Annotated in this window: 23 protein-coding genes; 6 read left to right on the forward strand and 17 right to left on the reverse strand. The window is 41.6% G+C overall.

The features are described from left to right. Positions 1-3: 3 nt before the first annotated feature. Positions 4-945 carry an NAD-dependent epimerase/dehydratase family protein gene (locus MURRU_RS07925; protein WP_014032937.1) on the reverse strand — a complete coding sequence of 314 codons (942 nt, stop codon included), beginning with the start codon at positions 943-945 and terminating at the stop codon, positions 4-6. A gap of 64 nt (positions 946-1,009) precedes the next feature. Here MURRU_RS07925 and MURRU_RS07930 point away from each other — a divergent pair, with 64 nt between their 5' ends. Both MURRU_RS07930 and MURRU_RS07935 read left to right on the forward strand, forming a co-directional pair. Then, complete coding sequence (locus tag MURRU_RS07930) at positions 1,010-1,507, forward strand: hypothetical protein (RefSeq protein WP_014032938.1); 498 nt, start codon at positions 1,010-1,012, stop codon at positions 1,505-1,507. Then, the gene (locus tag MURRU_RS07935; protein WP_014032939.1) at positions 1,497-1,997 is read left to right on the forward strand and encodes a nuclear transport factor 2 family protein; all 501 of its coding nucleotides are present in this window, start codon (positions 1,497-1,499) and stop codon (positions 1,995-1,997) included. The genes MURRU_RS07930 and MURRU_RS07935 overlap by 11 nt, the downstream gene beginning before the upstream one ends. Position 1,998: 1 nt before the next feature. On the opposite strand, the gene MURRU_RS07940 is transcribed toward MURRU_RS07935, so the two are convergent. From MURRU_RS07940 to MURRU_RS07950, 3 genes are all read right to left on the reverse strand, one after another. After that, the gene (locus MURRU_RS07940) at positions 1,999-2,700 is read right to left on the reverse strand and encodes a hypothetical protein (RefSeq protein ID WP_014032940.1); all 702 of its coding nucleotides are present in this window, start codon (positions 2,698-2,700) and stop codon (positions 1,999-2,001) included. A gap of 81 nt (positions 2,701-2,781) precedes the next feature. Next, positions 2,782-3,591 (reverse strand): SDR family oxidoreductase, encoded by an 810-nt coding sequence (locus MURRU_RS07945; protein WP_014032941.1) that lies wholly within the window; start codon positions 3,589-3,591, stop codon positions 2,782-2,784. Beyond that, positions 3,584-5,854: a M28 family peptidase gene (locus MURRU_RS07950; protein WP_014032942.1), complete on the reverse strand. Its 2,271-nt coding sequence runs from the start codon at positions 5,852-5,854 to the stop codon at positions 3,584-3,586. The genes MURRU_RS07945 and MURRU_RS07950 overlap by 8 nt, the downstream gene beginning before the upstream one ends. A 122-nt stretch (positions 5,855-5,976) precedes the next feature. On the opposite strand from MURRU_RS07950, the gene MURRU_RS07955 reads away from it, so the two are divergent. After that, a complete protein-coding gene (locus tag MURRU_RS07955; protein ID WP_041801884.1) occupies positions 5,977-6,447 on the forward strand; it encodes a CBS domain-containing protein in 471 nt (156 codons plus the stop codon). A 12-nt stretch (positions 6,448-6,459) separates the two neighbouring features. Here MURRU_RS07955 and MURRU_RS07960 read toward each other — a convergent pair whose 3' ends face one another. The 5 genes from MURRU_RS07960 to MURRU_RS07980 form a co-directional block, all read right to left on the reverse strand. Next, positions 6,460-6,813, reverse strand: coding sequence for a hypothetical protein (locus MURRU_RS07960; RefSeq protein WP_014032944.1), 354 nt, complete (start codon positions 6,811-6,813; stop codon positions 6,460-6,462). 9 nt (positions 6,814-6,822) lie between these two features. Further along, positions 6,823-7,395 carry a pentapeptide repeat-containing protein gene (locus tag MURRU_RS07965; RefSeq protein WP_014032945.1) on the reverse strand — a complete coding sequence of 191 codons (573 nt, stop codon included), beginning with the start codon at positions 7,393-7,395 and terminating at the stop codon, positions 6,823-6,825. Beyond that, entirely contained in the window at positions 7,395-10,544 is a 3,150-nt protein-coding gene (locus MURRU_RS07970) for a VPS10 domain-containing protein (RefSeq protein WP_014032946.1), read from the reverse strand. The genes MURRU_RS07965 and MURRU_RS07970 overlap by 1 nt, the downstream gene beginning before the upstream one ends. Positions 10,545-10,793: 249 nt before the next feature. Beyond that, positions 10,794-11,285 carry a DUF6265 family protein gene (locus MURRU_RS18025; RefSeq protein WP_014032947.1) on the reverse strand — a complete coding sequence of 164 codons (492 nt, stop codon included), beginning with the start codon at positions 11,283-11,285 and terminating at the stop codon, positions 10,794-10,796. 33 nt (positions 11,286-11,318) lie between these two features. Next, complete coding sequence (locus tag MURRU_RS07980; RefSeq protein ID WP_014032948.1) at positions 11,319-12,017, reverse strand: SIMPL domain-containing protein; 699 nt, start codon at positions 12,015-12,017, stop codon at positions 11,319-11,321. 123 nt (positions 12,018-12,140) lie between these two features. Here MURRU_RS07980 and MURRU_RS07985 point away from each other — a divergent pair, with 123 nt between their 5' ends. Beyond that, positions 12,141-13,277 (forward strand): glycerate kinase, encoded by a 1,137-nt coding sequence (locus MURRU_RS07985; protein WP_014032949.1) that lies wholly within the window; start codon positions 12,141-12,143, stop codon positions 13,275-13,277. Here the strand turns inward: MURRU_RS07985 and MURRU_RS07990 are convergent. From MURRU_RS07990 to MURRU_RS08005, 4 genes are all read right to left on the reverse strand, one after another. After that, on the reverse strand, positions 13,274-13,876 hold the full coding sequence (locus MURRU_RS07990; RefSeq protein WP_014032950.1) for a GNAT family N-acetyltransferase: 603 nt from the start codon (positions 13,874-13,876) through the stop codon (positions 13,274-13,276). The two genes, MURRU_RS07985 and MURRU_RS07990, sit on opposite strands and share 4 nt — an antisense overlap. 207 nt (positions 13,877-14,083) lie before the next feature. Beyond that, positions 14,084-14,554, reverse strand: coding sequence for a hypothetical protein (locus MURRU_RS07995; RefSeq protein WP_014032951.1), 471 nt, complete (start codon positions 14,552-14,554; stop codon positions 14,084-14,086). Between the two features lie 53 nt (positions 14,555-14,607). Continuing rightward, entirely contained in the window at positions 14,608-15,102 is a 495-nt protein-coding gene (locus MURRU_RS08000; protein WP_014032952.1) for a Dps family protein, read from the reverse strand. Between the two features lie 247 nt (positions 15,103-15,349). Then, positions 15,350-15,574 carry a hypothetical protein gene (locus MURRU_RS08005; RefSeq protein WP_041801410.1) on the reverse strand — a complete coding sequence of 75 codons (225 nt, stop codon included), beginning with the start codon at positions 15,572-15,574 and terminating at the stop codon, positions 15,350-15,352. Positions 15,575-15,772: 198 nt separating this feature from the next. Here MURRU_RS08005 and MURRU_RS08010 point away from each other — a divergent pair, with 198 nt between their 5' ends. Beyond that, positions 15,773-16,105 (forward strand): single-stranded DNA-binding protein, encoded by a 333-nt coding sequence (locus MURRU_RS08010; RefSeq protein ID WP_014032954.1) that lies wholly within the window; start codon positions 15,773-15,775, stop codon positions 16,103-16,105. A gap of 141 nt (positions 16,106-16,246) precedes the next feature. After that, a complete protein-coding gene (locus tag MURRU_RS08015; protein ID WP_014032955.1) occupies positions 16,247-16,651 on the forward strand; it encodes a hypothetical protein in 405 nt (134 codons plus the stop codon). Positions 16,652-16,853: 202 nt separating this feature from the next. On the opposite strand, the gene MURRU_RS08020 is transcribed toward MURRU_RS08015, so the two are convergent. The 4 genes from MURRU_RS08020 to MURRU_RS08035 all read right to left on the reverse strand — a co-directional run bounded on the left by MURRU_RS08020 (position 16,854) and on the right by MURRU_RS08035 (position 22,637). Beyond that, on the reverse strand, positions 16,854-18,407 hold the full coding sequence (locus MURRU_RS08020; RefSeq protein WP_014032956.1) for a M20/M25/M40 family metallo-hydrolase: 1,554 nt from the start codon (positions 18,405-18,407) through the stop codon (positions 16,854-16,856). 320 nt (positions 18,408-18,727) lie between these two features. Further along, positions 18,728-19,570, reverse strand: a complete 843-nt coding sequence (locus MURRU_RS08025) for a phosphatase PAP2 family protein (RefSeq protein WP_014032957.1) — start codon at positions 19,568-19,570, stop codon at positions 18,728-18,730. A gap of 30 nt (positions 19,571-19,600) precedes the next feature. Then, complete coding sequence (locus tag MURRU_RS08030) at positions 19,601-20,503, reverse strand: histone deacetylase family protein (protein ID WP_014032958.1); 903 nt, start codon at positions 20,501-20,503, stop codon at positions 19,601-19,603. A 1-nt stretch (position 20,504) separates the two neighbouring features. Next, positions 20,505-22,637: a Tex family protein gene (locus MURRU_RS08035; protein WP_014032959.1), complete on the reverse strand. Its 2,133-nt coding sequence runs from the start codon at positions 22,635-22,637 to the stop codon at positions 20,505-20,507. Positions 22,638-22,701: the final 64 nt, after the last annotated feature.

The following is a 22,701-nucleotide window of genomic DNA, read 5'->3' on the forward strand; positions in this document are numbered from 1 at the left end:
TTATTATTCCTTTAGATTTTTAAGCATTTCCTCGGTAGTTTGGTCCAAATCAAATCTAGGTTCCCAACCCCATTGCTCTCTTGCGGCAGAATCATCAATGCTGCTTGGCCAAGAATCGGCAATTTCTTGCCTAAAATCGGGAGCATAACTTACTTTAAAACCAGGGATATGCTTTTCAATACTTTTTGCCATATCCTTCGGCGTAAAACTCATTCCTCCCAAATTATAGGATGATCGCACCTTAATTTTTTCCGAAGGACTGTCCATTAATCTTATGGTAGCCCTTATGGCATCGTCCATGTACATCATCGGAAGTTCGGTATCTCCGTTCAAAAAACACTCGTACGTTCCTTTATTAAGGGCTTCATGGTAAATTTCCACAGCATAGTCCGTTGTACCGCCACCAGGCATGGTTTTCCAGCTTATCAAACCAGGATAACGAACACTTCTAACATCGACCCCATATTTTTTGTGGTAGTACTCGCACCACCTCTCACCGGACTGCTTGCTTATGCCGTAAACCGTGCTAGGCTCCATTATGGTGTTTTGTGGTGTATCTTTTTTGGGTGTATTGGGGCCAAATACTGCTATGCTCGAAGGCCAGAACACCTTGGATATTTTCTTTTCCTTGGCCAAGTTGAGCACATTAAAGAGCGAGTTCATGTTAAGGTTCCACGCACGCATCGGAAATTTCTCCGCGGTAGCGCTCAGCATGGCCGCCATTAAATAAACCTCGTCAATTTCATAATGCATCACCACATCCTCAATTGCAGCATAGTTGGTAGCATCCAAAAGCTCAAAAGGGCCGGACTGCATCAATGCGTTGCTGCCTTCCCTAATATCGCTGGCAATCACATTTTCAGCTCCGTATTTGTTTCGGAGTTCAAAGGTCAGTTCAGTTCCTATTTGGCCACATGCGCCGATTATTAAAATGGGTTTGTGCATTAAAATCAAAGTTAATTTAGTTTCACGGCAAAGATACCCTTTATTAAAATTTGTACATTCGCTTATGCGAAAATTGTTAGGCATACTTATCCTATTCTCAGTTTTGGGGGCATGTAAAAAGACTGAAAAAGCCATAGCTGAAGTTGAAAGCCAAGAATTGGAGTTCAATTATCGGAAAATGCCCGAGAAAGTCAGTATAAATCCCGATGCAACTGCAATTGTTGAAGAATGGCAGCAATTCAAGGATTTGAATGCCAGTATGGACGTACTCTATAAAGCCACAAACAACGAAGATCTGGCCCTGGCCATTGACGACCTTATCGAAAAGGAGAAAAAAATGGCCGATGGAGAATATCCAGAACTGTTCGATACCTTTCAAGTGAAGAGCAGGCAAAGGGTACTGCGTACTTTTTTGTACAAGACAAAGGCTAGTATTCTTGAAAATCAGCCGACCACGGAGCCAACTGTAAAAGTATTGGATGCCTACAACTCCATGCGCAAACAGTTGAATGTGATCATGAACAGTCAGTTGGACAAAAAATTGATTTTAGATGAAGCATAAAATTTTAGTAACGGGATTGTTGCTGGTTTCCATGACCATTCTTGCCCAGCATACGGAAAAGAAAAAGGTCAACGAGGTATTGGACAGCTGGCACTTGGCCGCTGCCAACGCAGATTTTGATGCCTATTTTGGCAAAATGACCAAAGACGGTGTTTTTTTGGGAACCGATGCCATGGAAAATTGGCAGAACGAAGCATTTAGAAAATTCTCTAAACCTTATTTTGATCAAGGGAAAGCATGGAGTTTTACCGCGGTGCAGCGCAACATTTATTTAAATGAATCGGGGACCTTTGCTTGGTTCGATGAACTGTTGGATACCCAAATGAAGATATGTCGCGGTTCCGGAGTGCTGAAAAAAGTAAATGGGCAATGGAAAATTGCCCATTATGTATTGTCGATTGCAGTGCCCAACGAAAATGTGGACGAACTCATTCAAATCAAAGAAAAAAGGGACAACGAACTGCTTCAAGAACTAAAAAAGAAGCAATAGTCTAGTTTTTAGTTTCCGCTGTAGCTTCTTTTTTTCTCGATTCCAAAGCCTGCTTGCTCAAACTTGCCAGGTTAAAGTTAGGTGCAATTTTAAGTGCTTCGTCAATAGAAGCGATGGCTGCATCAATGTTTTCCTTGTCCTTATTAAAGTCCGCCAAACCTTTTAAATGATAAAATGCAGCTTTTAGGGGAACCTCATAGGGTTGTTGCCGCTCATAAAAGGCATATTTCATTTCATCGGTAGCATTCGCAATGCCATATTCAATGTTGGTGGTCGCTCCACTCATATCCCCCGTTTGAATTTTAAGGTCGGCCATTTCATACGCCAAGTAAGGAGAAGGATTTCGTGAATTCAGCTCTTCAAAATGCTCCAATGCCCTTTTGGGCTGATTCAAAGATTTCAAAGAAAAAGCCTTGATTTGTACGGCAAGGTCAGAGTCATCTGCATTTTTCTCCACACCTATGGTGTTTAGGGCCTGCATGTGCTGACCATTGTTCATGTAAACAAAAGCCAAAGTATCCCTTCGCTCTTTGGATGGGGACAATACGTTCAGGTGTGTCAAAGCACCGATAACACCGTTTACGTCACCCTGCAAACGCATTTCTTTGTAATAAGCCTTGTAATGTTCTACAAGCGCGTTGTTGGTTTGGGAAATACCACTAAACCCCACCAATAGGAGCAATAAGAGTACAGTCTTTTTCATTGATCTTCAATTTAGTGCGCCAAATCTAACAAAATATTCCTAACCAGCCTGTTAAGAATTCGATAAGTAATTGCAGGGTTTTTAGGAAATGATGGAGGTGGTAAAAAGGTGGCCCTTATCCAAAAAATTCTTGCTCAAAACTATTTTGCCTTCTTTTTTGATCGATTCTGTTTTGTACAACGGTGCGGGCAAGCCTCTTTTCTGAGCTTCTTCGAAATAATACACTTGTTTTTTGGGATGATGTGGATATACGCCGTTGAATACTTCGCCCCAATACTCTTGTTCCAAAATGGTGAGAATCAAGTGGATACAATCGGTTAGATGAATTAGGTTGATGGGATGATTGCCATTGGTAAGATTTTCTCTGCCCGAAAGCATTGTCACAGGGTGTCGGTCGGGGCCAATCAAACCTCCAAACCTTATGATGGTCGTGTTGAACCCCTCTTCATTTGCTAATAGATTTTCGCTTTCCAAAAGTTGTTTGCCAGATTCGGTGGCAGGTTGGGTAGGGGATGCTTCGGTAATCTCTCCTTCGGCATCCCCATAAACAGCGGTACTGCTTACAAATAGGATATGGGAAACCTCACTTTTTTTGATTTCTGCACGCAAAAATTTCATCTTTTCCACAAAACTTTCGGTTTGCTTGCCCCGTAGTTTGGGTGGCACATTGATGATCAAGGTTTTGATGTCGGAAAGAAACCCTTCAATGTCTCCATCGATACCTGTTTCGGATAAACGTACTGTAAAAGGAGTTATTCCCTCATCTTGTAAAACTTTTAATTTACTGGAAGATGTAGTGGTTCCGTGAACGGTGTACCCTTTTTCAATCAATTTTTTGGCCAAGGGCAAACCAAGCCATCCACAACCCATTATTCCTATCTTTTTAGTCAAATCGTAAGGTTTTTATACTCAATATAGCATCATTTAGCACAAAAGGCATGGGAATACTGTTTTTCGGCCGCTCCGGGATGCTAAAATCGGGATGTGTTAAAAGGTTATTGGAAGCTTCATACAAAGTGAGCTCCAAAATGGAATCTTTTGGAAATTCCAGTTGTAATTCCGTGAAATCATTGTTGGTAATATAGTGTGTCACCAATCTACTCTTTCTATTCTCCAAGAAATAGGGGGATAATGCAATCTGGTTCACTTTGGCAGATGTTATATCAATTGGATTTGTAAATACCTCAAGCCGATTTACATCTCTTTTTGGCGTGATACAGAGTTCGATAACCCTGTTTTCTCCGATGATGGTATCCATTACAGTATCAATGTAGGGAGTTTTAATATCTTTCTTTGGTGCATTGGCCACATAATTAAGATTTGTACGGTATTTGCTGGAAATGGTCTCCGCTTCGGGTTTTCTTTTTCCATCTCCCAAAAACTGGCCGTTCCAATCAATCAATACGTTATCGTAAGTGGCCCAAAGCGTGGAATCGGTATCTGCATTATAAACATACAGCAGACTGCTTGGTTTTGGTCTTTCCTCATTAAAATCGGATTGAATATGGCTGGAAATGCCAAAAGCGAAGAAGAGGAACAAGAAGAGGTAAGCCAATCTGCCCTTGCTCTTTAATTGACCAAAAAATGGAAGTGCCAAGAAAAATAGAAGCGTTGTAAAAAGGGTTGCGGCAACCATCATTTTTAAACCAAGGCCAACAGGGAACATTTTGATGAATGGCGAATAAATGAGCACCGCGGGCAATGCCAAAAACACCATTAGGAACGGATTGGGCTTTTCTTGATTAATGGTCACCAAAAGTCCTGCCAACAACCCGAACAAGGGAACAATAAAAAAGCTGGCACCTTTTAAATAATGTGCTACCAATCCGCAGATAAGCAACCAAATAAATAGAGGTGCCACCAATAAATTGGGCGTACTGGTTTTTCGGAATTTATGATAGGTGTAAAAGCACACAAATAGAGAAAACATAACATAAACGGCAATGTAGGTATGGCCATTATAGGTAAAGCCATGCAGCATGTCCTTAAAACTTGGATACCACCAAGTAATTACGGACCAACAAAAATAGCCTACCAGTCCATTGACGATCAGGGTGATCAGTACGGGTACAAACCCCTTAAAAATGTCCTTGGTATTGAGTTTCTTTTTTTTGAACCCAGAAAAAAGTAACAGGACAAATGCCAAGACTGCCACACCGAACATGGGCCAAATCCATTCAAAAGGGTAGGAGACCATGTTGTAGAACGGGAGGTTATAGTAAACTTCATCGTTCAAACTTTTTAGGTTGTTCAGGTCGGCATTACTAAAATAGGCAAGCAAGGGCATTAAATAACTGCCTTGGTGCGCCAAGGTGTTTCTGTCCAATCTTTCGTAATTGTCCAAAGCGGTATGATAATCAAAATGGTCATCAATAAACGCAAAGTTGAAACCTTCGATATCACCATCTTCCCTAAAAACGGTGAGATCCGTATCGTTAGGGAGCATTTTATAAATGCTATAGGCCAACGAATTTGCTACGGGATATTTAGGATTGGCTTTTTTAAACTCTTTTATTAAAGTGCCGTTGCCCCTGTTGGTTTCAATAAGCATGTAGCTTGGACCGCCACTGCCCCGGGCTTCAAAATTTAGGGCGAGTCCCACATCTTTGGCCCAAGGATGCTTGTTTACAAAAAGATCGGCCCCATTAAGCCCAAGCTCCTCGGCATCGGTTATTAATATGATGATATCGTTCTTAGGAACCTTGTTTTCGCTCAAAAATGCCCTGATGCCTTCCAAAATCGTAGCGACACCGCTACCAGCATCACTAGCTCCGTGGGAAGAATGCGGACTGCTATCGTAATGTGAAAGTAAAAGCAATGCTTTTCCATTTCCGCTGCCTTCAATTCTGGCCAAAATATTGGTAGCCCTGCTCAAATTGCCCCAATCACCTGCGGTGTAGCCTTCTTGCGTAATGGTCTCCAAACCCATTTTTTTCAATTCGGAAATAATGTAGCTTTTGGCTCTTTCATGTCCCGGAAAACCAACGGCATGGGGTTCTTTGGATAACTGTTCTACATGGGTCAGGGCCCTATCCGTAGAAAAGGATTGTAAAGAAACCTCCTTATTGGGTTTATAGGAAGGCATTAAAGATTTAAAACTCCAATACACGGCAAAAAATAGCAGAATTAGGGCAAGGGTTCGAGAAAATTTCATGGTATAGCGGTGTTGGTGTCTAAATGTATGAAATTATGAAAGGTTCTTATATTTTGACATGTAAAATTAGGTTATTCGCCAAAAAAGTCTATATTTATTACTCAACTTTAAAATCTAACCATATGGCAATCAAAAGTTTTCAAGGCGTACGAAGCAAGGAGGAGAACAAGAAAAAGTACAATGCCCCAATTTTGGTGGAGGATTACATGACCAAAAAATTGATCACCTTTTCTCCAGACCAGTCCATTTTGGAAGTGATGGAGACTTTTGCCAAACACCATATTTCCGGTGGTCCGGTTGTGGATAACAATGGTTTTTTGGTAGGTATTATTTCCGAGGCGGATTGTATGAAGCAAATTTCGGAGAGCAGATACTTTAATCAACCTATTTTGGATAAGAGCGTTGAACGTTTTATGACCAAAAATGTGGAGACTATTCCGCACGATATGTCCATTTTTGACGCGGCAGGTGTTTTTGACAGGCACAACAGGCGTAGATTACCCGTAATGAAGAACGATATCCTCGTGGGACAGATCAGCCGAAAGGATATTGTGATTGCGGCCTTAAAACTAACTTCCCATAGTTGGAAATAAATAAGCCGGGGCTTACTCTCTTTTCACGATCATGTAATAATCATTATCAAGTGGCAAGTACCCTAAATCATATACAAAGTAGTAGGTACTTCCCTTTTTGGTAGTGTAAAGGTTGGTTATATATTCAAAATCAAAACCTTTGTCCAGCAACCGCATTTTAGTGGTCTTGGTCTTGCCGTCACGTAGTGGGAAACTATCCAATATCCTGTAGTTTTTGCGAAGCTTATTGTTGATGTTGCGCACCAAGTTCTTGCTATCTCGGTTCAATCGGTTGTTGTAGTCGTTTCTACAATGGTCGGAACAGTATTTTTGGTCGATGCGGCCTACAAGTTTTTCACCGCATACCAAGCATTTTCTTTCGGACATAGGATAAGATTAGGTCACCACAAGATCATACTTTTTTAACAAACCGATCAATCCGTCCTTGCTGAAACGGGTTTTCTTTATTTGGTTGATGGACGGATCTATGTTAAAATTTATGGCTGAAGTAAAATCAGCTTGCTCAAGATTTGTGTTGTTAAATATTGAATTGTCAAAATCACAATTAGGGAATTTGGCCTGTTTTAAGTTGGCCTCGGAAAAGTCAGTTTGATGGAGTTTACAATCATAAAATTGGATATTGGGGAGATGCATCCCTATAAATGATGCTACGGATAAATTGCAGCCCACAAAATTAAGTGATAACAAAAGTTGGTTACAGGTCTCAAACTGAAGGCCGACCATTTTGCATTCCTCAAAGGTAACATCATTAAAAATCGTGTTTGCAATATTGGTGTTGGTGAAATCGCACCCGTCAAAAGTGCATTCCACAAAATTCTGATTGTCCAAAAACCCTTTGGAGAACAAGCAGTCCACAAAACGGCAATTTTCGTAATCGCCCTTGGGCAACTTGGTTTGCGTATAATCCTGTTTTGTGAACTCCTGATCTAACCAAAAGGATTCAGCCATTACTCTCCTGTTAAAATAATAGCGGGAATGTCCAATGCTTTGAACATATCGTTGTATTCTTTCATGCCAGTACCCACGATGGCATTTTTCTCATCTTCAAAAGTTTTCCATTCGGCCATGTTGTCCCTAAAAAGTTCTTTGGCACCTTCGGTTACTTTGGGTTCTGGTACATCGATAAATCCCCTCAAATGCATAAAATCAGCATTTAACTTACTGCTGAAGTTCACCACATCTTGGAAAGTTTTCTGCTTGGGCTGGATGAGGTTCTCTTCCCAGGTATTGATGCGTTCCAGCAGTGCATCACCTTTCTCCAATAGCTCTTTGGCTTTTTCGTTGTCCTTAAGCAATTCCTTATAGCTTTTAAGTTGACTTTTGGCCGTGCGCATTTGGTTCACCGCTTTGTGCATGTTTACCAAGGTTTCATCGATTTGGGTCAAGTACGATTGCTGTTCCGCATAGTCAGCAGCTGTGGCATCGATTACAGGGTCTGGCAATACCATCGCATTGGTTTCCACGGTTTCGGCACCCATGGTCAGCCGAAGGGTGTAAGTGCCCGGCGCCACACGCGAACTTCCATAACCATCAAATCCAAAAACGTTTTCAATGGCAGGGGATGGTTCGCGGTAAAAATCCCAAGTGAATCGGTTATACCCTTTGGCGGAAGGCAAAACCTTTGGTTTTGAAGGTCCGCCTGCCCAGCTTCTAAAATCTTTCGGTGCTTGATTGGTGTATGTTCGGATCACTTTACCGCCAGAAAGTACTTCCAATTTTAGTTCGGTGGAATCCAATTTTTTTGGCAAGTAATAATCAAACGTCACCCCGGATTTTGGGTTTTGACCCAATCCCGGTACATACTCGTCAGTGCTGCCATTAAAAATTCGGTAAGATGGTTTTGGTGTCACAATTTGTAGTGAATTTACAGGCTTCAAACTATGTTGAATGGCTCCCAAATCATCCAATATCCAAAAAGCTCTCCCTGCCGTGGCGGCTACCAAATCATTATCCTGAATAATCAAATCATTGATTGGGACTACAGGTAAATTCAATTGTAGCGGTTGCCAATGTTGGCCATCATCCAAAGATACATATAGCCCCGTTTCTGTACCTGCATAAAGTAATCCTTTTTGCTTTTTATCCTCACGGACGACTCGGGCAAAAGTGTGTTCTCCATCAATTCCGTTGGTGATTTTCGTCCAAGTTTGACCATAATCGGAGGTTTTGAAAATGTAGGTGTCCAAATCCATAAACTTGTATCGCATTAACGTAATGTATGCCGTAGCGGGCTCGTGAGGTGATACTTCAATACTGTTGATGATACCCTCTTTAAGGTTCGGAGGAGTAATATTTTCCCAAGTTTCGCCACCATTTTTAGTAATATGAACCAATCCGTCGTCCGAACCGGCATAAAGTACGCCTTCTTCGTGGGGAGATTCCACCAAGTACATGATGGTATTGTAGTTTTCTCCACCGGCAGCTTCGTTGGTGTACGGACCGCTTCCAGGGCCTTGCTTCTCAATTTCGTTTTTGGTTAAATCGGGACTTACCACATCCCAACTGTACCCACCATCTTTGGTTCGGAACACCACATTGCCCGCATGGTAAATGGTATTACGGTCGTGTGGCGAGCTTATGATGGGGGCGTTCCAATTATAACGGAACTTAAAATCCTTTGGAATATTTCCGAGACCCAATTCCGGGTACGCTTTGATGGGTTTTGCTTGACGAGAAGCTTTCACCCACTTTTCAATGATTCCTTGGTAACAACCACCGTAAACAAGCTCGGGGTTATCAGGGTCAAAAGCCAAATAAGCACTTTCGCAACCGGCAACCGGGTACCAGTCTTTCCAATCTATACCGCCATCGCGTGTACGGCTGGCAATTGCCACGGAAGAGTTATCTTGTTGTCCTCCGTACACATTGTAGGGTACTAAATTATCCGTGATCACTCGGTAAAACTGTGAGGTTGGTTGGTATTGTTGGGAACTCCAGCTAGCACCTCCGTTATTGGAAACATTGGCGCCACCATCGTTGGAGTTGACCATGATTTGGTTGTTTTTGGGATGTATCCAGAGGTCGTGATTATCCCCATGGGGCGTAGGTACGGGAGTAAACGTTTTTCCACCATCAATGGATTTGGTCACGGGAGCATTGAGCACATACACGATGTTTTCATCTTGTGTATCTGCATAAATCTCCATGTAGTACCAAGATCGTGCAATATTGATTCGCTCCTTATTGGTCTGTTTCCAAGTTTTCCCGGCATCCACACTTTTATAAACACCGCCTTTTTCTCCTTCGGCCTCAATTACGGCATAGACTACATCTGAATTTGCTCTTGAAACAGAAACACCAGATTTTCCAAATTCCTTTGGAAGTCCTTTGCCCATTTTGTCCCATGTGGTTCCGCCATCGGTAGACTTATAGAAGCCCGAAGAGGCTCCTCCAGAAGTAATGGTCCAAGGAGTTCTTTCGTGTTGCCATAGAGCTGCATATAAAATAAGGGGGTTGTTCATGTCCATACTCAGGGACGAAGCCCCGGTAATATCGTCAACATAAAGCACTTTTTCCCAAGTTTCCCCTCCGTTGGTGGAGCGATAAATGCCACGGTCTTCGGATGGTCCATATTGGGCGCCTTGGGCCGCAATAAAAATAATGTCGGGATTGGTCGGGTGGATAATTACATCGGAAATGTGACGTGTATGGTCCAACCCAATGTGTTTCCATGTTTTTCCAGCGTCTGTGGATTTGTAAACACCATCGCCCATAGAGGTCATTACCCCACGGGCAGCGTGTTCTCCCATTCCAGCTATCACAATGTTGGGATTGTTTTCTGAAACGGCAATATCCCCTACGGTTCCTGTTTTAAGGAATCCGTCGGAAATGTTTTTCCAAGTGATACCGTCATCGGTAGTTTTCCAGATACCGCCTCCAGTCGTTCCCATATAATAGGTATGGGGCTGTCCCACCACCCCAGCTGATGTAACGCTACGACCACCCCGGAACGGGCCGATGTTGCGCCATTTTAATCCCGGAAAAAGGGAATCGTTTATTACAATGGAAGGTTGGTCTGATTTTTTGCTTCTTCGTTGTGCATCCATAGGATACAACGCCAATAACATGGCACATAAAAGTAGAGGTCTTAGTTTCACGAGTGTTGGAATTAGTTAGTCTGTTAAAGATACTAATTCAACTTATTCCAATGAAACTAAATCACTTCAACCCGTTGGGTATTTTGGCTATAAAAAAGAATAACTGTCAGTTCGAGTGATTTTGAGGAACGAAAAATTTTATCGAGAACTCATTTTAAAGCAAAATTCTTTGTTCTCGATACAAATTTTACTCATTTCAATCGTAAAACCCACTCGAACTGACAGTGTTTTTTAAAATGTAAAATGGGTTCACTTTACTCTTTTGTAGGCAAACAAGACTTCTTCTTGGTTTCCATTCTCTTCAATGAGGACCCAAACATTCATTTGGTCGCTACTTAGCTTTTCCATGGTGAGTCCTTCAAAATATACCTTGTTCGGTTCCAGTTTCACCAATTTAAAATCGATGGTTTCATCTTTTTCTTCCCAGCCCATCAGGTTTCCATCAAAATGTTTGAGTTGAAGTATGATGGAATCGTCCAATTGTTGAATGTGGCCCGATTCGTAGAAGGAGACTTTATCATCGTTAACCATTCGGAATACGAACATCATGGAATTGCCCATGGGTGCACTCCATATTTCCTCGGCAATGCCTCCAAAAGCCTCGCCTTTCCAATGGCCCTCAATCCACGAAACATCTTCCAGATTAGCTTTGGGTGATGATTCACCTTCGGATAGTTGCATGGTATGTTGCGCAGAAACAAGTCCTGTACTGAACAAAAAAATAAGTGCGATTGATTTCATGATTAAGTTTTTTGATTGATGAACACCCCACCATTAATTGGACAGGGCGAATTTTACGTTGACGGTGGTCTCCACTTTTATTTTTTCAAAATCGATATCCAAGGGTTGCGCTTGGCCCATATCGGCAGAAACGGCTTTCATTTCCATCATAGGGGCTTGATTGTACCTGGGATAATATTGGGAGTTATCCACAATATGTATGGCCATGCCTACTTTTTGCCCAAGTGGCTTTGTAAGGGCATCAGCTTTTTGCACCGCTTTTTGCACGGCCCTTGTTCTAAGCTCCAGTTCCAGTTCCTCCATTTTAGAATACTCGGTTTTTTCGATAGTGGTGTTGGCGATGTCCAATTGTTCCAGTGCCATCATCACATCGCCCAATTCTTTCCCTGAGTAAACGACTAAGGCGTACTGTTTGCTTTTGAGGACTTCTTTTTGACGCAGAAAGTATTTTTTAAAGTTGCTGCCCATATCCTTGATGACCAATTGCTCATCTAAATCAATGCCCAAGGTTTTAAAACGTTCTGCCATTTGGTTTTCCTGTTCCTCAACAGAAACACGCCCTTTGGTATCTTTTTCTTGAATGATGATGTTCAGGTAGATTTTATCAGGGGTGACCATGGTATCCACTTGGGCCTGAGTTTCCAAATAAGGGGTATCCAAAAAGTTTTTGGATTGGGCAAAAATTGTGGTGGTGAATAAGACCGTTGCTATAAAAAGGATTGTTTTTTTCATGATGTAATTTTATTAAAGTTAAATACTTCTCCCTTATGTTCAAAACCTGTGCCGCATTGTATTTTGTCCCTGTACGGAATAAATTCTCTGGGTTAACTCGATTAACTTGAGTACATTGTGGATATGAAATTTATTTTGGCACCCGATAAATATAAAGGCTCGTTAACTGGACGTGAATTTTGTGAAACCGTTGCTCTTGGTATCAAAAAAGTTTTTCCAAATGCTGAAATTGTAAATAGGCCGTTGGCCGATGGTGGTGATGGTACCATTGATGTTGTGGCTCACTATCTGAATGCATCAAAAGTGTCTGTGATGGTAAAAGACCCACTTTTTCGGGAAATCACGGCCCAATATTTACTTTCCGAAGATAAGCAAACGGCTTTCATCGAAATGTCCGAAGCATCGGGATATAAATTGCTCAAAAAGTCCGAAATGAACTGTATGAACACCACTTCCTTAGGTACTGGTGAAATGATTGCGGATGCCCTCGAAAAAGGAGTTAAAAATATTGTACTGGGCATAGGCGGTAGCGCTACCAACGATGGGGGCATGGGGATGGCGACGGCCTTGGGCTATTCGTTTTTGGATGCTGATGGAAATGAATTGGAACCTATTGGGAGGAACTTGGTAAATGTATCGGAAATCAATCAAGATAATGTGAACCCGAAGTTGTTTGGCACCAAAATACAAGTGGCCTGCGATGTCAACAATCCTTTTTATGGTGAAAATGGGGCGGCCAAAATCTATGGGGCACAAAAAGGTGCTTCCGATCAGGATATTGAGTATTTGGATGAGGGATTGAAAAATTTTGCCAAGGTGTTAAAGTCCACTTTTGATGTTGACGTCCAAAATATTGCTGGTGCAGGTGCTGCTGGCGGTGTTGGAGGTGGCGCTGTGGTTTTTTTGAATGCTGAACTGGCGTCTGGTGTTGATTTGGTGATGGAACTCGCCAATTTTGATGAAGTTTTGGAAGGTGCCAACTGGGTAATCACGGGAGAGGGACAGTTGGATGGACAGACGTTCTCGGGAAAAACCATCAACGGGGTGGTGCAATGCTCCAAAAAACAAAATGTTCCCATTGCGGCCTTCTGTGGTTCCGTTGATGTTACCATTGATGAAATGCAACGAATGGGATTGGATTATACCGTTTCCATTCTCAATCAAATAGGAAACTTGGACGATGCGAAGGCAAAGACTGCCGAAAACCTGGAGCTGGCCAGTTACAATTTTGCGCACTTGTTGAAACTGAGTAAGGACTAGCTCAAATAACTTCTCTTCATTTTATACTCCAAGGAGGTTTTAACGGTATTCCATTCACTGTTTAAAATAGAAAATACGACGGTGTCCCGAAGGTTGCCCTGCGCATCTACTCGGTGATTTCTTAAAATACCATCTTGTTTGGCTCCCAAGCGAAGTATCGCATTTCTGGATGGATGGTTATGGAAGTGGGTTCGGAACTCCACGGCGATGCAGTTCAAATTTTCAAAGGCATACTTTAGTAAAAGGTACTTGCACTCCGTATTGATTGCGGTGCGCTGTACTTTTTTGGCATACCAGGTCGCTCCGATTTCCACTCGTTTGTTTTTCGCATCAATATTTAAAAAGCGGGTGCTCCCCACAATGGTATTGGTTTTTTTATTGATGATGGCAAAGGGCAATGCGTTTCCCTTTTCTTGCTCCGAAAGGGCAATGTCCAAATAGGAATCTATGGTTTTGGGAGAAGGTACGGAGGTGTACCAAAGTTCCCAAAGATTTCCGTCCGATGCGGCAAAGGCCAAATCCACTTTCTGTGATTTTTGCAGGGGGACAAGCTTTACCAATTCGCCTTCCAATTGTATGGGACGTAACCAAGAATCCATAGGTTGAAATTAAACCCCAAATATAAGTTTTAATCCCATTAAATGGGTTTGATTCCTTGATGCTCTGCATCGAAATGGGTTAAGGTTTTGTTTGTTTGAATACCTTGCAGGCTTGCCCTGTGGTAGTTGATTGTATCCATTTTAACAAAGAAAAAAGCCAGGGATTTCCCTGGCTTAATCATCAATCAAAAAACGAAATTATATCAACTATTCCGATTCAAATTCGTCGATAATAAAGAAGTTTTTGTTCTTCTTGTTCACGAGATAGTTGCTTTCCAATACATCGTAATGCATGGTTTTGTCATCTACATTAATATCAAACCCTTTATCGGTCTGTACTACTTCAAAATCATTGTTCTCGGTACCTTTATATTTCAGTACCATATAATCGTCGTAATTTTTATCGGAATCACTGTCAATAGCTACCAATTTGGTGACAAAAGGGGAGGTTAGTTTTCTATCTTGATTGACCATACCTCTATCTTTATTGTCCAGTGCCATTCCGTACTTTCTGCGTTCCATCACCTTTACGCTGTATTGCTTTTCTTTCCCATCTTCGGATACGGTAAAGGTCTTAAGCTGTGTGGTAGCCTTCATGACCCCGGAGTTTTGGTTTTGTCCATATCCCGCAAATGCGGTCAGGGTTGTAAATGATAGTATAGTGAGTAACTTTTTCATAGTGTTATTTTTTGTGGTTAATAAATCGGTTTTCTGGATGGATTCTCTATTTCTTACTTTAAGTAAGATGTGAACATCCAATGTCTTTTCTCTAGCTCGGTCATAAACTCGGTCAACATATTTTCTGTCACAACATCGCCGGTTTCAAGGGCTGCATTTACGCCATCGAGCATACTGTCGTGCAATATTTCGTAGTCGTGCATCACTTCTCTTACCATTTCCAAAGCAGAAAGATTCTTCTCTTGCTCTTTGATTTTTGAAAGTTCCATGGTTTTCTTCATGGTAAAATTACTTTTTACACCGAATACTCGGATTCTTTCTGCAACGATGTCAATGTTTACCTTAACCGTATTGTATTCCTTTTCAAATTCTTCGTGGAGTTCAAAAAAATCAGGTCCTTCAATGTTCCAGTGAAAATTTCTGAGCTTATTGTAGAATACCTGATAGTTGGCCAGTAATGTATTTAAACTGACAACAATTTCAGCAGTTTCCAAATAAGTAAATCCCAGTTTTTTAAAAGTTTTATTTTTTGCTTTAATAGCTTCCATATAATATGTTTTTGATTTGTTCACTTACAATGTACGAGTCAATACTTCATAGGATTGATTGGAATGATGTAATCCTTGATGCAATTGATTTTTTAGTGACTTTTAGGCGGTAAATCGGTGTAACTAGAGTTCGAATGGTCATGCCTTTAGTTGAAGTCACCAAAATGCCATCAATTAATAATGCCTTCGTATAAAACAGAAAATCAATTGCTTAACTAATTTTAATGTTTATTGGAAGGTTTTGTGGTTAGATAAGTTTTTCTCTCACAACGATAAAACCTTTGCATAAGGAGAGGTAAATACCGGATGATATGTCCATAACGTATTCTTTTTTGCCATTAAAGACTTTTTGAGGCTCCCCATTTTTAGAGTCATGCTCTTGAATGTAGATGGTGTCCAATTTGTCGTAAAGCATTTTGCCTAAACTAAATCTTTTGATTACAGTGTATTTATTGATACTTCGAATGGACATTAGGCAGACAATCTTGGTTGCTTGATTTGACACAAAAACCCTTATTAAGTCACATGTAATTAAGTATAATCACTTACATACGTTTACAAACGAAAACAAACAATTACAATCCGAATATTAATTTTAAGTGCTTCTAAGTTTGCCCTGTCGGACAATGATAGTTCGATAAATAATTTTAAAAACTTAAATCTTACTATTATGAATTCACTTAGAAACAAAGTACAATTGATCGGCAACTTAGGAAACGACCCAGAAATCATCACCTTGGAAAATGGCACTAAACTGGCCAAGTTTTCCATTGCCACCAATGAATCCTACAAAAATGCTAAAGGCGAAAAAGTAACGGATACGCAATGGCACAATATTGTTGCATGGGGAAAGTTGGCCGAAATTTCAGAAGATTTTTTATCCAAAGGAAAAGAAGTGATGATAGAGGGCAAACTCACCAATCGCTCTTACGAAACCAACGAGGGAGAAAAAAGATACATTACCGAAATTAAATGCAACGAATTACTGATGCTTGGAAAGTAAGTTCAAGCAATAGATAACGACTTAAAAGGGGTAATGGCCCCTTTTTTGCTTTTATGTTAGGGTAAATGCAATTTGAGTTGTTACATAACCAAACGCCAGAACTTTAGTAAATGAATAAAGTAATTTTTAAAACGTATTTTAATGAGGATAACAACTCTACTTGCGGTACTATTTGCATTGGGTCTGGCGACCGTGGTTTCGGCACAGGACAATACAGTTTCTTTTTATGAAAAACAGGCTCGAAAAGATGCGCAGCTTGAACAATCTTCAACCTTTTCCAGTTTAGAAGACGAAAAAGACTTTTGGTACGACCAAGCACGCTATGAAAAGGATTTAAAGACCCAGGACAGTAAAGCCTATAATATTTACATGAAGGCAAAAAGATTGGCCTATTCCGAACATGCTGAATCTTGTAAAAATCAATGTATACATAGCGACTACTACTACAAACAAGCTAGTTTCTACTTTACTTATAAAGACAATCAAAACTTATCAAAAGAAGCCGTTGGTGAAATAGTCCAAGTAGCTTCTCCCCGAATTTTTTAAATGTGCATTCTTAGTTGGTTAATTAAATAGGGTCTATAAAGCAACAAATTTTGATTTTGTCAGGTTGAGCCCTTCGGCTATGCTCAGGATAAACTAAATTCGAAACCTCTTGGTTATCAACCTAATTTAGGTTCTCGACTGCGCTCGAACTGACAGGTAATAAGCTTTTTAAACACCCTCCTTTGTTGTAGCCTATGTTTTTTTAATTCTGACCACCATTGCGTTCTGGAGAACGGGGTGTTGGCCACTCCAGTTGTTCCCCTGTTCTGTTGCTTATGGGCAACACAGCTTTTTCTCTGGATGTTTTTTCGGGATGCTCGCTGGCCATATAGGCAAGAATTGCCGTGAGTATGGCATTGTTTCTAACATCATCAAAAATAATTTTATCATAAGTGTCCCTGTTGGTGTGCCATGTGTAGTTCCAGTAGGACCAACTTAATGAACTCAAACTAAAGGCGGGTGCGCCTGCTGCTTGGAAAGAAGCATAGTCAGAACCGCCGCGGGCAGGTGTTCCAGGGAAAGTCGTTTCAATCTCATCCGTGATTTCTCCAGGCACTTCATGCAACCACTTTCCTAAATAATCATAGGCTTGTAAAAACCCACCACCAGAGATTCGGACTACTCTACCAGTTCCATTATCTTGGTTAAAAACGGCCTGGACACCATCAACAATCTCCGGGTTGTCCTCCACAAAGGCTCTTGACCCGTTCAGGCCTTGCTCTTCGCTGCCCCAATGTCCCACAAGAATGGTCCGTTTTGGGTTTGGATAGGCTTTTTTTAAAATACGCATGGCTTCCATCATCACCAATGTTCCAGTTCCGTTATCGGTAGCACCGGTTCCCCCGTCCCAAGAATCAAAATGAGCAGATAAAATTACATATTCATCAGGTTTTTCGGAACCTTTGATTTCCGCAATGGTATTGAATGTGGGTACCTTGCCCAATTCCTTGGATTCTGCTACAATATGAAGTTGAGGCTTTTGTCCCGATTCCACCAATCGATACAACATCCCATAGTCTTCCAATTCCAAATCTACGGTTGGGATTTCCTTGGTATAGGCACCAAATATTTTGTTTACGCCAAACCCTTTGGACCAATACGAAGCAACAATGCCTACGGCACCCGCTTCTTCCAATGCAACAGGAAGGGTGCGTCTGTCCAGCCCGGTATTTCCCATATTTTGGTTCCAAGCATCGTTTAGCTCATCACGCTCTTTTTTCATCTTTTCAAAGGACTTCTCTGTAGCAAATTCTTCCCAGTTATAATCGGGTCTTCCTGTGGGCTGTGGCATGGAAATCATTACCAACTTGCCTTTTACGTTTGGCAACCAATTCACAAATTCCAAGGAATCGGATACCATCGGTAATACTACCAATTCTGCTGTCACCCCTTTTTTGGGGGTACTGGGGCTCCAGGCCAATTGGGTGCCTCTTAGGCTTTGGACTCTGGGGTGCACCATATCAATATGGCTTATTCCACGTTCCCATCCTTTCCACTCTCCCCATTGTTCGTTGCGTGCAGGAATTCCCCAACTTTCGTATTTGGCAACGGCCCAATCGTGAGCGTTCTTCATTTGGGGTGTACCTACCAATCGTGGTCCAATACCATCCATAAGTTGATGGCCGAGTGTTTCCAATTGAGAGTTTTCGTTGGCTTCTTGAATTATGGCTTCAATGACTGCATCCTCGTCCTGCGCCAACATGGATAGGCTGGATACAAGGAGCATGGCAAATAAAAGGGAGATTTTTTTGATCATGGTTTCTAGTTTGCCTTAAAAATAGGACAAAATTAAATGAAACCTTTTGGATTTGGGCAGGAGATATAAAATAGGACTTAAGCCACTTTTTTGAAAAGATCAAAGCAAGGACACTTTTTGCAGCGCTTCTTTTCGCTTTTCTTGTATTTTTCGCAGCACTTGGATTTTACCTTGCCAGTTGGCGGCAATTCTCTAAGCTTAGCTTTTTTGAGTTTCTTTTTGTCTTTTTTCTTTCCCATGAACAGCAACGAAATAGGATGCGAAAATAATTATTTTAAATCAATCTAAATAAAATTTAACATTCTTGTGTTTTCAATGCATTAAAAATGAAGCGAAACGCCCAGAGTGTTGGGTCCAAAAGAAAGATTCCAACTTACATTTTTGGGTTTGCCATCATTGTACTTTTCATCGTATTTGGAATCCAAGTATTTGTCTATGGACTCCACAATAAAAATACTCAGCACGGTACTGAAGGCAACATCGGAAACCCAGTGAAAATCATCCAGCACACGAACAAGACCGGGAATCATGCCAACGGTGTAAAGACCGCCCTTAATCCACGGACTTTTAAACTGTTTGGCAATGGCGTAGGCATTGCTAAAAGCCAACATCGCATGGCCTGATGGAAATGAGTCGTAATCGTAGACCCTGTCTAAGTGCAATGGGTCGAAGGTTGCGGAACCTGCCCCGCTCTTAGGTCGTGCCCTACCAATGATCCGTTTGCTCACTTGCTGTAAAAAGCCCCCGGCCGTGGCTGAGGAAATCAAAAGGACACCCGTTCGCCTCAATTTTTCATTTTTGGTGAACAGTCCAGCAAGGTAAACCCCTCCCGTGAGCATATAGTTGTTTTCGGGGCTGCCATATTCATGGCCATAATCCATAATTGCATCTGGAATATCCTGATTAAAGCCATTTTTCCATTTATTTAGCTCGTCGTCCACCGTAAAAAGAAGCAAAGTACCTCCGGTTAAATATCCAAAATTGGCCCAGTCATTACCTTTCCAATGGAATGGGCGTGAATAGGCATAACCCACACCACCAAACATATTTCCGACATCGTAGGTAAAGTTGTTCCAAAGGTTTTTCTCTTTGTTGGACTGGAGCTCTTGACCCGTCACGCTGATGGTCAATAAAAAGAAGGCGAGGTATTTTAAAAGTTTCATGAGGCTATAAAGCAAAAGTAGTCGGTAAAATTACTCATAAATATCTTGGGCAAGGCGAAAAGTGTTCGCATGCGCGTCAACTATTATTTTGATGTCCGGCGAGTAACCGCCACCCATACTGCATTGCACGGGAATTTTGGCATCGTAACAGGTTTGAAGCACAAATAGGTCGCGTTCCTTACATCCTTCCAAAGTCATGGACAGGGTGCCCAATTTATCCGATTCCAAAACATCCACTCCACAGAGATAAAAAATAAAATCAGGTTGTACTTGTTCCAACAATTCGGGGAGAGTATTTTTTAAGAGGGACAAATACTCTTGGTCCGTTGTGCCTTTTTCCAAAGGAATATCCAAATCAGAAATCTCCTTTTTGAAAGGATAATTGCCATTGCCATGCATGGAAAAAGTAAAAACAGAATGGTCTGTCTTAAATATTTCCGCGGTTCCATTGCCTTGGTGAACATCCAAGTCAACGATCAATATCTTTTTAGCTAGTTCATTATTCAAAAGGTATCGAGCGCCAATCGCTTGATCGTTCAGCATGCAAAAGGCTTCACCTCTATCCGAATAAGCATGGTGCGTTCCTCCAGCAATGTTCATGGAGATGCCATGTTCCAGCGCAAAATCACATCCCTTGATTGTACCGTCAGCAATGATTCGCTCTCTCAAAACAAGTTCATCGCTTAATGGAAAACCAATCTTCCGGACAGCACTTTTGGAGAGGTTCAAATCCACCAAATCCTTAAAATAGACCTCATCATGTGCGGCAAAAATATGATGGTCTTCAGGAAGTCCGGGTTCAAAAAAATTATGCTCAGTACAAGTTCCTTCGTGGATCAGTTGCTGGGGCAACAATTCGTATTTGATCATGGGGAAACGATGTCCTTCGGGCAGTGGATGTTTGTAAATGGGGTGATAGGCTATTTTGAGCATTTTAAGCACCTTGTTTATGCAAAGCCAATTGTATACGTTTTCTTTGGACATCCACATCCAAAACTTTCACCACAACTTGTTGATGAAGGCTCACATGTTCGTTCACATCTTTCACAAAAGAATCGGAAAGGTTGGAAATATGGACCAGACCACTTTCCTTGATCCCAATATCCACAAAACAACCAAAATTGGTAATGTTGTTGACAATTCCCGGTAACAATTGCCCTTGTCGCAAGTCGGTAATCTCCTTGATGTTTTGGTTAAAAGTGAAGACCTTGGCCTTCTCTCTAAGATCTAAGCCCGGTTTTTCCAATTCTTTCAAAGTATCCTCCAAAGTGGGCATTCCTATAGTGTCGGTACAATAGGATTTTAGGTCGATACCTTTTAGAGCAGCTTTGTTTCCAAGAATTTCTTTCAGGGAAATTCCTTGGTCCTTGGCCATTTTTGCCACCAAACCATAGCTTTCTGGGTGTACGGCGGAATCATCCAATGGATTGTCACCATTTTTGATACGCAAAAACCCTGCACTCTGCTCAAAGGCCTTTCCGCCTAAACGTGCTACTTTTTTGATTTGCTCCCTGTTTTTGAACTTCCCGTTTTCATTTCGGTAAGCTACAATGTTCTCCGCCAATTTCGGCCCAATACCGGAAACATAGCTTAATAAGGGAACACTCGCCGTATTGATATTGACTCCAACGGAGTTTACACAACTTTCTACTACGGTGTCCAAAGATGTCTTCAGTTGGGTTTGGTCTACATCATGCTGATATTGCCCCACACCAATGGACTTGGCATCTATTTTTACCAATTCGGCCAAGGGATCGGCCAAACGACGACCGATGGAAACGGCACCCCTTACCGTAACATCGTAATTCGGGAACTCGTCCCGGGCAATTTTAGAGGCTGAATAAATGGAAGCTCCAGCTTCGCTCACTACAAATACCTCAATTTCTTTTTTAAACGGAATGCGTTTTACCAATTGCTCAGTTTCGCGAGAAGCTGTTCCGTTACCAATGGCAATGGCCTCGATTTTATAGGCATCCACCAAGGAACTTATCTTTTTGATGGCTCCAGAGCTGTCACGTTGAGGTGGATGTGGATAAATAGTTTCATTGTGCTTTAAGTCGCCCTGCTCGTCCAAGCAAACCACTTTGCAGCCCGTTCTAAAACCGGGATCTATGGCCAAAATACGCTTTTCGCCCAGGGGTGCACCAAGGAGCAGCTGTTTTAGATTTTTAGAGAAAACCTGAATGGCGGAAGCATCTGCATTTTCCTTGGCGGTTTTTAAAAGTTCGTTGGACAGGGATGGTAACAAAAGTCGTTTGTAGGCATCAGCAATGGCCAATTTGATTTGTTTTGCACAGGCATTGTTCGATTTGATCAAGCGTCTTTCGATGTTCTGGAGAGCCCTTTCGTTATCTATTTCGATTTTTACCCGAATGAAACCTTCCTTTTCAGCGCGCATGATGGCTAAAAATCGATGCGAAGGACAACGGTTCAACGGTTCGCTCCAATCAAAATAATCCCTGAATTTTTGGGCCTTTTCATCATCCTTTTTGGTCTTGACCACTTTGGTGGTGATAAGGGCATGGCGTTCCAACTGACCGCGCAACTGATTACGAATATCAGTCCGTTCGTTAATCCATTCGGAAATGATGTGCCTGGCCCCTTCGAGAGCATCATCTTCGTTGATGACGTCCTTGTTCAGGTATTTGGAAGCAATGAATTCGATTTCATCGCTCCGTTGTGCCATAATGATTTTGGCCAAAGGTTCTAGGCCATTTTTACGTGCGGTTTCTGCCTTGGTCTTTTTGCTCTTTTTGAACGGAAGGTAGAGATCTTCCAAACTCGTAAGTTCGGTACAGTTCAAAAACTTGGCCTCCAGTTCTGGGGTAAGGGCATCCTGTTCCGAAACTGCTTTGATGATGGCCGTTTTTCGCTTTTCCAACGCCTCAAACTGGGCTTTGTACTCCACAATGGAGCCAATCTGAACTTCGTCCAAATTGCCCGTAAGTTCCTTTCGATACCTTGAAATAAAGGGAACGGTACAATCTTGATTCAAAAGTGTCACGGTGTTCTCCACACTTTTTTCTGAAAGATTGGTGTGGCGGATTATGTAGGGGACAAGTTGCATGATGTTTGTTTAATAGTTGTCACTTCGAGCCTGCCTTTGTCGGCAGACAGGCGCAGTCGAGAAG

Origin of the sequence: Allomuricauda ruestringensis DSM 13258 (genome assembly GCF_000224085.1) — a bacterium.
GTDB classification, from domain to species: Bacteria; Bacteroidota; Bacteroidia; order Flavobacteriales; family Flavobacteriaceae; genus Flagellimonas; species Flagellimonas ruestringensis.